Below are 13,618 nucleotides of genomic sequence, written 5' to 3'. Positions count from 1 at the left end.
AAGGAGCAAATCTCTAACTGAGATTAGCTCCTTTTTCTATGCCAAAACCAATTGCTTATTATAATTCCTGTTAACCCGCCGCACGTATCAAGCAATGAATCTTGCCACATCGGTGTACGGTCTCCTGTAAACCATTGATGAATTTCATCAAATGTTGCATACCCCGCAACGAAAAGGAGGGCGTATGCAAAGCACCTTTTTCTCGAATAACCCGATCGATGAAAAGCATAATACGTCAATGAGCCGAGCATAAAGAACACCATAAAATGAGCACCTTTACGTAGGAAAAACTCAACAAATCCAGCTACACCTTTATTTGCGATACTAACAGGTGTACCTCCGCCATAATCGATAGATACCCATGAAAAATGCTCTTTCACAAACTCAACATTTACATATTGCTCAATATCCGAGCGCATATCCTGTTTTTTATATGGCTGAGCTGAAGAATAGAAAATAATCCCCATCCATAGTAATACAGGAATCCAAAATAACCATTTACGATTCATTCTTCCGAAAACCCCTCTCTTAGTCTTTTAAGAGTACCAAAAAAAAGAAAAAATTTCACGCCAAAACATGACATTTACACCCTATTTATAAAGTGAAAGGGGGTGATAAACATGGCAGTTGAAACAATCGTAATGGATTTAACTTTACGCCTTGTATTAAACGGAGGATTAGACAAAAACGGTAAAACAGTTTTTAAGAACAAGCAATTCAAACGTGTAAAAACAAATGCAGATTTAGGAAAAGTACATGAAGTAGCACGTGCTCTTGCTTCACTACAACAATCATCACTTCACGCTGTACAACTTGTAAGCACGTCAGATCTTTCTAATCTATAATTAAAAAGGAGGGAATAAAGCATGCAAGTACTAGAGTTAATTTTCGTGAAAGAAGATGGAAAAACAGTTGCCTTTTCTATCGAAAATCCCATTACACCAGTAAAAAGGGTGCACGCCTCATAGAAAAAACGCTTCTGTTGCAAGAAAAGCATTACCAAATGAACGGGTTTCTAAGTGTCTTAGATTAGTGAATAATAAAACCAACGTTCAGGTTTGGGAACATAAAAAAACTAAAAGGGCATTTTATAATGGCCTATTGGTTTGTGGAAGTGTTTGAAATTGTCCGGTTTGCGCAGCGAAAATTAGTGAGAGACGACGTAAGGATTTACAGCATGCTTTTAAGTGAAGGTGGTTATATCGCTTTATTAACCCTTACGTTTGGTCATAATAAAGCTGATAGATTAAAAGAAACGTTAGAAAAATTCGGAAATGCTACTCGTAAATTTATGAGTGGACGAGCTTATAACAATATTAGAGATGAGTTAGATTTGATTGGTAGAATTCAAGTTTTTGAGGTTACATATAGTAAGAATGGATTCCACCCACATGTACATATTGCGTTGTTCTATATGAATGATGTTGAATTGAAAATTATAGAGAAAAAATACTTTTTTGTGGGAAAAGGCTTGTGAAAAATTCGGATTAAGTACGAGTTATAAATATGGTTTGGATTTGCAAGATGGAGATGAAGCTCAAAATTATTTAAGTAAACATGGTACTTGGGGTTTGGATCAGGAACTGAGTAAAGCGCATATTAAAAAAGCTAAAAATGATTCGATGACGCCTTTTGATTTTTTACGGAGATATCTTGAGGAAGATGATGAAAAGTATTTAAAATTATTCCTAGAATATGCTGAGTGTTTCAAAGGTAAGCGCAATTGCAATGGTCACAAGGTTTGAAAAAGAGATTCATATTAGAAGATAAGACAGATGAACAAGTTGCTAAAGAGAAGCTAGAAGACGCTGATTTGTTAGGTTTATTAGATTATGATATTTGGAAAAAGATTTTAAAATACGAAAATCGTTCCTACTTCTTGGATTTATGCGAGAAATATGATTTCAAGAAAGCGGTGAATATCGTGTCTAACTATAAGTTTGACAAAAATAAAAAGCCAAGTCCCCAAGAATTAGAACTTGACTTCAAACAATAGCACATTGTTATATTTTAATTCTTTTGGTGTTAGCGCACTAAAAGGATTTTTTATTGTTTTAATGGAATTATTATAACATAAAATCTGAGTCTTGTTCACGGATTTAATTGCTATTTATTAGTTTTGAGTGAATGTATTCTTTCGTAAAATGCCAATTTTTTGCTTAATTCCTCGCACTTTTCCTTTAATACCTCGCACTCCCTATTTTTGTTGTCGAACCGTTTTGATAAACGTTGGATTTCCTTTTGTAATTCTGTTGAATCGTTAAGTATTCGTGATATCCGCCCTGTTAAAGTAGTCTGTTTTACAAGTTCTTTTATCGCCATAAACTCCAACTCCTTTATGTTTTTTAAATAAAATTCTCTATGAGTTATAAGTTTCCCTTCTTTTATATTTTAAAAAAATGATATAATTGTTTTAAATTAAAAATCAAAAGAGGTGCGACTTATGAGTTATAACGGTTCGGATGAAAATTTAAAAGTAAGCCCTAATTTTAATTTTATTGATGATGTAGGGAGTGTAAAACCTTTAGAGCATAACATAGATGGACAAAAAGTAATTGTTCCAGTACGACAATATAGCAAGGAAGGCTTTGTTGAAATGAAAACTAATTCCTTTAGATCCTTGCTCGACTCTTTAAATGACAAAATAAAAAAGAACTGGGATTCATATGAGAAAGAAAAAAGACAAACGCAATTATTAAATACTAAATTACTAAACAAACAAGCGGAAATTGAAATGCTAAAAACAAGATTAAAAGCTTATGAAAAATTTGAAAACCAACAAGGAAAAGGAAGGCCAAAAGTATTAAGCGGTGAAGAATTAGCTATTGCCTATAAACATCTTAAATCTTACAAAGAAAAGACAGGTCGCTATAACTATTCGAGGACTTTTCGTTACATGCAAGAAAATTATGCATATGAAGGCTCTCACGTAACGCTGATAAATAGTTTAAGAGAAAAACATCCAGAAATACTGGATAAGCCTTCACAAATTAATACAGGGCAAAACAAACGGTCTAAACCACTATTAACTGATGAAATGTTAGAAATTGCTTATAAATATCGTATGAAAAATTCAAGAATAGCTGAAGATGGAAAGCGTAAATATCCCAATACTATGAAAATAAACGAATACTTGAAAATAAATCATGGTTACTATGGGGGAGTTGAGCAATTGAAAGAGAGATTATCAGTTAAAATTAGAGAACAAAAAGGTGTTCAGAAAATGGACCCGGCATCGCTAGCTGTTCAAAAGTTGTTTCAAGAAAAATTGAAAGGTGACAAATGATTGGAAAATGGGTAGAAGTCGAGATAAATGGTCAAATATGCTACGAAAAGTTAAAAACAAAGAAGCCTTACCGCCAGTTATCATAAGAGCAATATGGACTCGTTATTCTTGTGGACAAACACCAGAAAAAATATATGAAAAACTAAAAGAAGAACGACAAATAAGTGCTAGTTTGGAAACTATAGAAACTTATATAGAGAAAGTAGTAAAGCCTTATTTCGATAAAAAAGAGAGTGGAGAAGCTTAATTTCTCCACTCTTTTTTACAATCAGGACATTGCCAGTTCAAGATTGTATCGCGTGTGATACTTGAAATCCCGATTTTTCGAGTAAAATGAGTGCAGCCATACCATTTTTGTGATTCTTTAGGAATCGGATCATCTTGCAAATTAGCGTTGCAATGAGGACAAAATTCTTTGCTATCGTTCATGTAATTCACCTCCTTGTTTTTCGGTGTGAGTGTTGTGTCTGAGTATAAATTTGATAAAAATAAAAAAGACAAGTTCCTCCCAAGAACTTGACTTTAAATAATAACTTGTGATTTAAGTATCTAAATTATATGTAGATTAGATTTATTCAATCCTTTTGATGCAACCAACACCGAGAGGAGTTTTTGATTTTTTTGACGGAATTATTGTACCATAAGTTTAGTTTTTTGTTCAATTCAATGTAGTTATAGTTTTGTTTTATCATAAGGTTTTAATTTTTGTCCACAGTTTAACGAAAATCAGCTCAGTTTAGCGAAGTATCAGTTCATTCTCATAAAGTATTAGCTTAGTCTCATTAAGCATCAGCTTAGTCTCATTAAGTATCAGCTTAGTCTCATTAAGTATCAGCTTAGTCTCATTAAGTATCAGCTTAGTCTAGCAAAAGCGTAGTTTCTTTTGACGATAGGTCAAATTGTTTTAAGGAAGGGATAGCCCACGTTCTTCCATCATTTCAACTAAATCACGAAAACTGATGCTATACCGTCGGTACCATCTCACGGTTAATAAAATAATATCCGGTTGAGAATGTTTCCACTTGAATAGATTGTTCTCTTCCATACCAATCACATCCTTTTTTAGAGTACTAATATCAGTATGTCCAAGTTTAGGAGGTCATTTACAAGCGTTTTGGAGTGTTTGCACCAGAACCAAAAAAACTTTATCTGAAGTTCAGATTACTCCGTATATCAAAAAGACGAATCTGCATTATTTTGCAGATTCGTCTTTTTTCTTCGGCATTTCAATCGGGATAAAGATGTTTGAAAAACCAACGCAAACATACTTATAATTCTCTCCGCCTACATCAAACTCTGTCTTATATGTCGAGAAGAAAATATAATCATTTCGCTTTGTATAATGATCGATTAATAATCCAACTTGTGGCTCAACATACTTATTTGCCAATTTCTTTCCCGCCGATGCTAGATCGCCAAGTATACCCTCTTTGTTTTCTTTCTCAACCTCGTCTAGCTTCTTACTCACATCATTACGCTTCATAAATTGTTTTGCTGCCCAATCCGTATATTCTCCCTTACCCGGATTACTGTTTGCTAAATAAACTAAGAGAACAACAGCTAGAGCCATAATAATATACTTTTTCTTCATGCTATATCACCGCCTACTCTTTTCTATTTTCATATATATGTACAAGCGATGCAAATTAGAAAGACTATCATCTATTGATTGTAAACGAACCGTAAAAATTTACAATACGAAACAAAAGATTAATATTGTTTTGCATAATTCGTATATAATTATATTCAGAATAACAATTTTTATAAGGGAGGATTTTAGAATCATGGATAATGAAAATGATATTTTTATTTCTAGTTCTACAATGATGCTCGAACCTTGCAAACACCCTTATTACCGGACAAAAATTATCGACAGTAGCGGAAACCCTCTGTACTCTTGCCAAACAGCTATCCAACTCATAAAGAAATCTTGTCTAACACATGTTCATTCTACTTATCAAGGTAGACGTCATGCAGTCCAAATAAACTTTAAGCTCAAACAAAATGTTCCAATTCCGATTAATCACAAAGAATATATTTGCGTTTTCCCAACAGAATCTCCTTCTTCTCCAAGCTGCATTTGGTTGTTCTATAACCATATAGATGAGATAGAGTTTTCCAAAAAAACTAACAAAGCTAACATTCATTTTTTTAACGGAACTACCATAACAATACAAATAGGTTCTCATAAGTTACAGCAACAATTTTTCAAATCTGGACATGTATTATCCCGAATGAACATGAAAGATTCATTACCTTAAAAAACCTCTTGCCACATTTACTGCCTTAAAGTAAATAGAATGGAACGCAATATTTCCTTTGCCTTCCATTCTACTTATTATTCTTATCCCCTTACACTATCTCTCATTTTCTCAAGTGCTTGTCGATATACCCATCTCACTTGATAGTACGTCATCCCCATTTCAGAAGCTATCTCTCCCATATTTTTCCCTGTAAAAAATCGCTCTGAAATGATATGCTTCTCCCTCTCATCTAACACACTCATAAAATCCTTCGCCCTCGTTCCAGCATCTTCACACTCAAATCGTTCCTCATACTCGTCCGTGCATACATAGCGCTCTTGCACTACGCATTCTTTCTTCAACCTTTCCAATATATAACCACGTACCGTTACAACCGCATAAGCAGGAAAACTCCCTTTCTCCTCCTCATACCTTTCATAAGCATGCCAAAGACCAATTAAACCACATTGATAATACTCTTCATAATCTTGGTAAATATTTAACCTCTTTATTTGATTTACAATCATACCTTCATACAAAACAACCGTATCTGCAAAAGTCGCTGGCTTCACACAGTGCCCGTTTCTAAAAGGTATACCTCTTCAGTATTCCGCGGTACCTCTACAATATAAAATGAGAAAGGAAATTTCATTGTGGGTAATTTCAAATACTGCTGCCGTAATTTGAAATTACACTAGGCAGAATTTGAAATTCTGCTGGGGGTATTTGAAATAGGGGTAAAAATAAAAAAGGTGACTCTAGGAAGAGCCACCTTTTCAAAATAACATATTACTTACCAAAGCCAGAGAACATACCGCCTAACATACTAAATCCAATTGTAAGGATAAAGAATATAGAAATTAAAATTATTGCCTGTTTTTTACTTAAACCGGCAACGATATGCAAGCCTAAACCAGTTAAGATCAAGCTCCAAATGTTAAACACTTCAAACGCAGAACCAATACCATAAGCAATCGTTCCCTGATCAAATAAAGGCGCTAAACTTGTATATTTATCAGTACCAGTTCCACCAAGAATAAAACCTAGCACTGCATTTAGAATACCACCAAGATAATAAACAATATTTGCATATAAGTAAATAGATAATATCTTCATATACGGTGTATCATTACTCATGAACATCATAATAACCTTATAAAATCCAGCTACAATAAACAAACCAACAATTGTTCCAAGGAAACCAAAAATCGCTCCCCCTCCAAGAGTAAACCCTTTAACCATACCTGCTGAATCGCCCTTAAGCTCTTTTGCCAACTCCGGAGTATTAACTAACGCTAAATAAGCCACTACCGCTGCCGTGATTGTCCCAAGTATAGCAAACAGGAAAAATGCCCCCCAAACCGGACTTTTCGTTTTCATTCTCTCAAACTGCACACCTGGAGATGTAATCATTCCAAATAATGATGGCTTTTTCGAACCTACATCTTGCGTATTAATATTCGCTTCCATTATAACGCCTCCCTCTATTTATATAACCCGTTCTAACGGGCGGTTCACATCCTCATGTAGAGGCTACGAACCGCCCACTAGAACGGTAACTTGTAGTAGAGAACTTCTCTACTACACTAATAATCTACTCATAACGAAGTGCTTCGATTGGATCTAATTTCGCAGCTTTGTTTGCTGGAATTAATCCGAAAATAATACCGAGTGTCATAGAGAACAATACGCCTCCAACGACAACTTCCCATGAAACGAGCGGTGGCCATTTCGCAAATGTGGAAACAATATATGCCCCGCCATATCCAAGACCAATTCCGATCAAACCACCTAGAAGCGTTAACATAACCGCTTCAATTAAAAATTGTAATAAAATTTTACTACGCGTTGCCCCAAGCGCTTTGCGTACTCCAATTTCGCGCGTACGCTCTGTTACAGATACGAGCATGATGTTCATTACACCGATACCACCAACGACTAATGAAATACCAGCTATACCACCGATGATCATCGTCATGATATTAGTAACTTTAGAAACATTTTCTTGGAACTCTTTTAAATTCACCAGTTCATATTTACCTGGAATTTCACTTGGCTTACGACTATTTAATACATCAACAGCTTGTTTCCCTGCTGATTCTAAATTGTCTACATTTTTAGATTGAATTGCTATACTTTGAATCTCATCTGTTCCGTATAAAACAGGCCATAAAGTAAGGGGAATTAACGCTTCTTCCATTTCAAATCCCATAAACTCATTGTCAGATGTATACACACCAATAATTTGCATTGGCTGCCCCTTCATCTCAATAATTTGTCCAACTGGGTTTACGTCCTTAAATAACGTCTCTTCTGTTTTTGTACTAATCATCACAACGTTATTTGCATGAGAAATATCGGATTCATTTAAAGTACGTCCCTTTACGACCTTTACTTTATTAACCGCAAAATATTCATTATCAAGACCAATAACATTTAGATTTGCTTTTTTATCATTTACATCAAGTACCTCTGAATTCTGGTTTGTCGTAATAACGTGTGAAACATCTTTCACTTGTTTTACTTCCAAAATATCCTCTTCAGTTAACTTCGGTATTTGAAATCCACCTATAGCAAACTCATCATTAATATCTGGTTTAAATTGAATTGGCATAAGGTTATTACCACCAGAACCTGCGAATTTCGACTTCAGCATCGCTTCCCCGCCTTGCCCAATCGCAACGACAGTAATAATAGAACCAACACCAATAATAATACCGAGCATCGTAAGAGCTGAACGCAGTTTATGAGCTAAAATAGAAGATAGGGCAATTTTTATACTATCTAGTAAACTCATACTGCACACCTTCTATCTTCTGTAATTTTCCCATCTCGCAGTACAATGCGGCGGGAAGAATACGCTGCTACCTCTTCTTCATGCGTAACCATAACAATCGTCGTACCTTCTGCATTTAGCTTCGTGAAAATATCCATAACTTGTGCACCAGACTTCGTATCAAGCGCACCTGTCGGCTCATCGGCCATAATGAACGTTGGATTATTTGCAATCGATCTTGCGATAGCTACACGTTGCTTCTGTCCACCTGATAATTCACTAGGTAAATGGTCTACTCTATCTGATAATCCAACTTTTCCAAGCGCTTCAAGAGCTCTTTGACGACGCTCTGCTTTCTTCACTCCACCGTAGATGAGCGGAAGTTCAACGTTTTCCACTGCGGAAAGACGCGGCAGCAAATTAAAGTGCTGGAACACAAAGCCGATATATTCATTACGAATTAAAGCTAGTTTTGACTCGTCTGCTGTTAAGATATTCACATCATTCAACATATATTCACCTTCTGTTGGACGATCTAAACAACCGATAATATTCATAAGCGTTGATTTACCAGAACCAGACGGTCCCATAATAGAAACGAACTCACCGCTTTGAATTGTTAAACTAATACCATGTAAAATCGGCACCGCAAGTTTCCCTTGATAATACGTCTTAGCAATATTATTTAACGTAATCATTTCTCTTTCACTTCCATTCCGTCATACACGTCGTCGGAAGGATTTTTAACCACCTTTTGCCCCACTGTTGCGCCTTCAACAATCTCTGTCCAGTCTCCATCAGTAGAACCTTTTTTCACATTTTGTTTACGAAGCTTTCCTTTCTCTTCAATATAAACAAATGCATCTTCGCCTTTTTCTACAATGCTCTTACTTGGAACAGCAATCATTGTCTTATTCTCTAAATTTACTTGCAGAGAAACGTGATAACCTGGAGATAAACCATCTTGGCTATCAAGACTTGCTTTATATGTATATTGAGACATATTTTGAGTTCCCTCACCAGCAGCTTGAGCCATCTCTGCACTCGTTGGGAATTCACTTACTTCCGTAATTTTACCTGTCCACTTTTTCTTATTATTTGCTTTCGCAGTTACAGTGAACGTTTGATTTTTTTGAATTTGTGACTTTTGAAGCTCTGTTAAAGTCCCTTGAACTTGGAACGGGTCTTTAGAAGCAACTTGTAAAAATGCTTTCCCTTGACCACCTAACGCTTGAGATGAACTTTGTGCCGCATCTTTGTCTAACTTTTGTACAACACCAGTGAAATTACTATAAATCGTAAGTTCTTTCTGTTTTTTACTTAACTCTTCTTTTTGTAACTTCCCTTTTTCTTTCTCAAGGTCAGTTGTTTTTTGAGCCATTTCTAACTCACTTACTTGCTCTTCCATTGGGTCTGTTACTTCTTTCCCAGCCCCACTATCTTTTACCTTCTTAATTTCTTTCTTCAATGAATCAATCTTCTTTTTCCCTTGATCGTAACGCATATCAGCCATCTTCTGATCAAGATCAGCTTGCTTCATTTGAAGATTAATTTCTTCATTATCATAAGAGAATAGTTTCGTTCCTTTTTCTACCTCTTGTCCTTCTTTCACTGCAATATCTTTCACTTTTCCTTTAGTCGGATCCGCATAGAAACTTTCAATATTTCCTGGCTTCACTTGACCAGAAATTAACTTCGTATTATTAAGCTTTCGCTCTGTCACTTTCTCAAAACTTACAGCATCTGTCTTCGCCGTACCTTTCTTCTTACCTTGCATAACAAAAATATTAACTGCTGCTACAATAACAATTAGTGCAATAACTCCGATGATAATCCATTTCTTCTTCTTGTTTGGAGTACGAACCGTATTTGGTAACATATTCTCTCTCCTTTTATATCTTAATAGTTTAATAGATATTTAATTGTATAAAACTTTCGGAAAATTGCATCCCCACTTACATTGTTACACTCATTTTACAAAGTTTTACACAATCATTTATATTGTAACAAAAATACCAATGATTAGAAATATGACATTCTATCTTTTAAGATAGTTTTAAGGAAAGGTTTCCTTATATAAAAAAAGCGATCCAAAATAATGATTGGATCGCTTTTCTGAATAAACTATTACGCCACTTTAGGACCTTTTCTTTCATGCCCACGTTGCACGATAAATAAGAATACTGTTGATAAAATACCGCCTGCTAATAGTAAGATGAAGCAGCCATCCCAGCCAGAACGATCAACAATAACACCAATTGCTGCGTTTGCTACAAGACTTCCGCCTACATAACCGAACAGACCACACATACCAACTGTTGTACCTACTGCAAATTTCGGTACTAATTCCATCGCACTTAAACCGATTAAAAACTGTGGTACGTAAATTAAACAACCGATAATAGAAACTGCAATACTTACAACAAGTACGCTAGATGCTTGCCAATATACAACCGTACCAACAACAACTCCGGCCATACTCATAATACATAATGGCATACGTTTTCCTTTAAATAACTTATCACTTAAAAGACCAACGATTAATGAACTTGGAATTGCCATACCTTCAAAAATCGCGTATGCAGCATGCGCTTCTGTTTTTGAAAAACCTTTAACTGTTGTTAAATACAGTGGAACCCAGTTAATAACACCGAAACGAATTAAGTAAACGAATGCATTCGCAATACATAAATACCAAACGAACTTATTTTTCACTACATATTTCATTAAAATGTCTTTTGGTGACATCTTGTTAGCATTATCTGCTTTTTCAAGATTTTCATAGTCATTGCGATACTCATCAATTGGAGGAAGACCTTCAGATTCTGGTGTATCCTTCGCATTAATCCAAACAAGAACTGCAATTACCATTGCGATAATCGCTGGGAAAATAAACACGCCGCCTTGCCAATGACTTTCACCGAAAATACCTACACCGATTCCGACAAGTGGTGGCACAAGCATTCCGCCAACGTTATGTGAAATATTCCAAATGCCTGTTTTCGTACCACGTTCTTTCTTCGAGAACCATTTCGTCATAACGATACTACAAGGTGGTGCTCCCATGCCTTGTACAATACCGTTTAGGACAAGTAATGTAACGATCATTCCAAATGAAGATGCAAACCCGAAACAAATATTTACAAGCCCTGATAAGAATAATCCAACTGCGATAAAGCGCTGTGCAAAAGCTTTATCGGATAAATTCCCCATAAAGAACTTACTAAATCCATAAACAATCGCCATTACTGAACCTAGTAGTCCAATTTCAGCTGTACTAAAACCATATTCTTGTACTAAATACGTACTTGATAACGTAAAGTTACTACGAACTAAATAATAAGCAGCATACCCAACTGAAATTCCCATTAGCACACGAATACGCAGTAATGTATATACTTTAGCGATCATATCCGCTGGTAATCTCTCAATTGCAGGTGCTGGCTTAAGCCATTTAAACATATACTCTCGTCTCCTTTTCTCACTTTTGAGAGAGACGCTGTCTATTCCATATCTCGATTATTCCACTATTTGATATATTTTTGTTCGTCCTTCTAACCGGCTGACCTTCTATCTCTTTTTGGTTCTTCGCAAACATCGTTGGTACGCCAAACGAAACTTTTTCTAAAATGTGCCCCGCTTCTTCTGATAAACAATAATCAATAAATAAGTCCGCAATAAAACCACTCGGTGCACGCTTCAGTTTCGAAATCGCATTAACAGATAACCCTGTTTGCTCAGGTTCCTTACTTAAAATAGGAAAGCCTTGTTTCTGAAGCATTCTCTGATCTCCCGCAAAATTGATGCCTATCATATATTCACCACTTGCCACAAGTTCTGCTGGTATGTAACCATTCACTGTTACTTCTCCAACCTGTCCTGCAAGATGCTTCACATACGCCTTCGCTTCCTCTTCACCTAAAGTATCAATAAGTGATTGAAAAAACGTATATGCAGTACCCGAAACATTTGGATCTGGCATAACAATCTTTCCAGTGTACGCAGAGTTTAATAAATCTTGCCACCTGGATGGATACGGTAGACCGAGCGGTGCTATTTCTTCGTTCCACCGCTCTTTATTAATTGCGATTGCCAATTTCTCTACTTCGTAACCGTACCAATAACCATCTTTATCTTTAACAGTTTTTGAAATACGATTCGCATGCTGGCTCGTCACAGGAATAGACAGATCTTTTTGCTTCATCATTTGATGTGCATCTACTGTACCGCCAATAATAATATCCGCTTTCGGATTTCCAGATTCTTCTTCCACTCTTCGAAGAAGTTCTTCTGTCGAAAGACGAATAAATTCATATGTACATCCCCGCGGTTTACAAAATGATGAAAGCAATGCCTCACCAACTTCCTCGCGGGCCGCTACATATGCAACAAGATGACGATCATCCAAAATAGGGAGACCACTTTTATTATATTTAATAGAGGTTGTATCTCGAGAGCAACTAGACATCGCTCCTCCGATTACTAGCAAAAAGAAGAAAAAGGCTATCTTTCTCATGACACATTCTCCTTTACAAGGAATTCTGCTAGGGAGCCCTTCATATACATGACATTCCCGTTATTATCACCGAGATATTGCACAACAAAATACGATGGATACACAGAAATAGTTAGAATATCCTCTCGCTCATTCTTTACACTCTTGCCTGTTTTATAGGCAGTAATATAAGCAATCGGCTCATTCTGTGATTGTAATAATTTCTGAATTTCTCCGTAATCTGTAATTTGCTTTGCGTATCGAATAGAGTCAAATATTTGCGTAAGATCTATAGTACGTATTACATCCCCTTGCCTCACTACAACTTCCTTTGCCTCCGCAAAGAAATTACTAATGCGCTCTGGTGTATAATACAGACTTAACAAATACGTTTGCAATGCTGAGATCATCGGATCCGTACCATTCTTTCCGTATACATTAGCCTCATACTGGAACAAGTCACCTACTGCAAAAGTACGTTTATGTCCATTCAAGTACGTTACTTCTCCAGTAAATACTTGTTCTTGATTCCTCGCTTCTCTCGGTTCTACTCGAATTCGGTCAAAGAATGAAACAATCGTATGCAAACGAACTTCATCCGTTACAACAATTTCTCCCCACTTCTCATGCCTTACTTTCACTTCAGTAGGAAGGGATTCATTCACTCTTTGTAAAACGGCTTGTTTGTCATCCACAATCGTGATTCGATTATATATTTGCTTCTCAATAACATAAAACAAAATAAGAGAAACGATCATACAAAAGACAAACACAAGAATTTGAAATGATAGCCTTTTCATTTCTGCCTACCTCCAAGA

The 13,618-nt window shown here is 35.9% G+C and carries 18 protein-coding genes and 2 pseudogenes; 8 read left to right on the top strand and 12 right to left on the bottom strand.

Features of this window, described 5'->3' with window-relative positions; genetic code table 11:
• Nucleotides 1-23: 23 nt before the first annotated feature.
• Complete coding sequence (locus B5P40_RS03685; protein WP_002184633.1) at nt 24-509, bottom strand: VanZ family protein; 486 nt, start codon at nt 507-509, stop codon at nt 24-26.
• Nucleotides 510-620: 111 nt separating this feature from the next.
• Here B5P40_RS03685 and B5P40_RS03680 point away from each other — a divergent pair, with 111 nt between their 5' ends.
• The 7 genes and pseudogenes from B5P40_RS03680 to B5P40_RS03650 all read left to right on the top strand — a co-directional run bounded on the left by B5P40_RS03680 (nt 621) and on the right by B5P40_RS03650 (nt 3,533).
• Entirely contained in the window at nt 621-845 is a 225-nt protein-coding gene (locus tag B5P40_RS03680) for a DUF1659 domain-containing protein (protein ID WP_002016256.1), read from the top strand.
• Between the two features lie 21 nt (nt 846-866).
• A pseudogene (locus tag B5P40_RS33075) lies at nt 867-956 on the top strand (DUF2922 family protein); the annotation flags it as partial.
• 137 nt (nt 957-1,093) lie between these two features.
• Nucleotides 1,094-1,477, top strand: a complete 384-nt coding sequence (locus B5P40_RS03675) for a rep family protein (protein WP_016127662.1) — start codon at nt 1,094-1,096, stop codon at nt 1,475-1,477.
• Nucleotides 1,478-1,511: 34 nt separating this feature from the next.
• The gene (locus tag B5P40_RS03670; protein WP_139211975.1) at nt 1,512-1,745 is read left to right on the top strand and encodes a hypothetical protein; all 234 of its coding nucleotides are present in this window, start codon (nt 1,512-1,514) and stop codon (nt 1,743-1,745) included.
• Nucleotides 1,724-1,996, top strand: coding sequence for a hypothetical protein (locus tag B5P40_RS03665; RefSeq protein ID WP_025148143.1), 273 nt, complete (start codon nt 1,724-1,726; stop codon nt 1,994-1,996). The genes B5P40_RS03670 and B5P40_RS03665 overlap by 22 nt, the downstream gene beginning before the upstream one ends.
• A gap of 447 nt (nt 1,997-2,443) precedes the next feature.
• Nucleotides 2,444-3,286, top strand: a complete 843-nt coding sequence (locus tag B5P40_RS03655) for a hypothetical protein (protein ID WP_113708858.1) — start codon at nt 2,444-2,446, stop codon at nt 3,284-3,286.
• Entirely contained in the window at nt 3,276-3,533 is a 258-nt protein-coding gene (locus tag B5P40_RS03650; protein WP_025148140.1) for a hypothetical protein, read from the top strand. The genes B5P40_RS03655 and B5P40_RS03650 overlap by 11 nt, the downstream gene beginning before the upstream one ends.
• On the opposite strand, the gene B5P40_RS03645 is transcribed toward B5P40_RS03650, so the two are convergent.
• The 3 genes and pseudogenes from B5P40_RS03645 to B5P40_RS03635 form a co-directional block, all read right to left on the bottom strand.
• Nucleotides 3,530-3,715 carry a hypothetical protein gene (locus B5P40_RS03645; protein WP_113708857.1) on the bottom strand — a complete coding sequence of 62 codons (186 nt, stop codon included), beginning with the start codon at nt 3,713-3,715 and terminating at the stop codon, nt 3,530-3,532. The two genes, B5P40_RS03650 and B5P40_RS03645, sit on opposite strands and share 4 nt — an antisense overlap.
• Nucleotides 3,716-4,196: 481 nt before the next feature.
• Nucleotides 4,197-4,331: pseudogene (locus B5P40_RS03640) on the bottom strand (IS6 family transposase); the annotation flags it as partial.
• A 147-nt stretch (nt 4,332-4,478) separates the two neighbouring features.
• On the bottom strand, nt 4,479-4,877 hold the full coding sequence (locus B5P40_RS03635; protein ID WP_003192852.1) for a DUF4359 domain-containing protein: 399 nt from the start codon (nt 4,875-4,877) through the stop codon (nt 4,479-4,481).
• 193 nt (nt 4,878-5,070) lie between these two features.
• Here B5P40_RS03635 and B5P40_RS03630 point away from each other — a divergent pair, with 193 nt between their 5' ends.
• A complete protein-coding gene (locus B5P40_RS03630; protein ID WP_044439437.1) occupies nt 5,071-5,547 on the top strand; it encodes a competence protein ComK in 477 nt (158 codons plus the stop codon).
• Nucleotides 5,548-5,630: 83 nt separating this feature from the next.
• Here the strand turns inward: B5P40_RS03630 and B5P40_RS03625 are convergent, their stop codons facing one another.
• The 8 genes from B5P40_RS03625 to B5P40_RS03590 all read right to left on the bottom strand — a co-directional run bounded on the left by B5P40_RS03625 (nt 5,631) and on the right by B5P40_RS03590 (nt 13,600).
• The gene (locus B5P40_RS03625) at nt 5,631-6,101 is read right to left on the bottom strand and encodes a sigma-70 family RNA polymerase sigma factor (RefSeq protein ID WP_002089676.1); all 471 of its coding nucleotides are present in this window, start codon (nt 6,099-6,101) and stop codon (nt 5,631-5,633) included.
• 217 nt (nt 6,102-6,318) lie between these two features.
• On the bottom strand, nt 6,319-6,999 hold the full coding sequence (gene yknW / locus B5P40_RS03620; protein ID WP_003192860.1) for a YknW family membrane protein: 681 nt from the start codon (nt 6,997-6,999) through the stop codon (nt 6,319-6,321).
• A 124-nt stretch (nt 7,000-7,123) separates the two neighbouring features.
• Nucleotides 7,124-8,326: an ABC transporter permease gene (locus B5P40_RS03615; RefSeq protein ID WP_002089681.1), complete on the bottom strand. Its 1,203-nt coding sequence runs from the start codon at nt 8,324-8,326 to the stop codon at nt 7,124-7,126.
• Nucleotides 8,323-9,003 (bottom strand): ABC transporter ATP-binding protein, encoded by a 681-nt coding sequence (locus B5P40_RS03610; protein ID WP_002089682.1) that lies wholly within the window; start codon nt 9,001-9,003, stop codon nt 8,323-8,325. The genes B5P40_RS03615 and B5P40_RS03610 overlap by 4 nt, the downstream gene beginning before the upstream one ends.
• The gene (locus B5P40_RS03605) at nt 9,000-10,184 is read right to left on the bottom strand and encodes an efflux RND transporter periplasmic adaptor subunit (protein WP_003192865.1); all 1,185 of its coding nucleotides are present in this window, start codon (nt 10,182-10,184) and stop codon (nt 9,000-9,002) included. The genes B5P40_RS03610 and B5P40_RS03605 overlap by 4 nt, the downstream gene beginning before the upstream one ends.
• A 248-nt stretch (nt 10,185-10,432) precedes the next feature.
• A complete protein-coding gene (pgtP, locus tag B5P40_RS03600; RefSeq protein WP_078176114.1) occupies nt 10,433-11,767 on the bottom strand; it encodes an MFS transporter in 1,335 nt (444 codons plus the stop codon).
• A 19-nt stretch (nt 11,768-11,786) separates the two neighbouring features.
• On the bottom strand, nt 11,787-12,821 hold the full coding sequence (locus tag B5P40_RS03595) for an ABC transporter substrate-binding protein (RefSeq protein ID WP_078176115.1): 1,035 nt from the start codon (nt 12,819-12,821) through the stop codon (nt 11,787-11,789).
• On the bottom strand, nt 12,818-13,600 hold the full coding sequence (locus B5P40_RS03590) for a DUF3919 family protein (protein WP_078176116.1): 783 nt from the start codon (nt 13,598-13,600) through the stop codon (nt 12,818-12,820). Before B5P40_RS03590 ends, B5P40_RS03595 begins: the two co-directional genes overlap by 4 nt.
• Nucleotides 13,601-13,618: the final 18 nt, after the last annotated feature.

Source organism: Bacillus sp. SRB_8 (assembly GCF_003264205.1).
In the GTDB taxonomy this organism is placed as follows: domain Bacteria; phylum Bacillota; class Bacilli; order Bacillales; family Bacillaceae_G; genus Bacillus_A; species Bacillus_A mycoides.
Note: the sequence above shows the minus strand (reverse complement) of the source record. Positions and strands in the feature narration are given on the sequence as shown.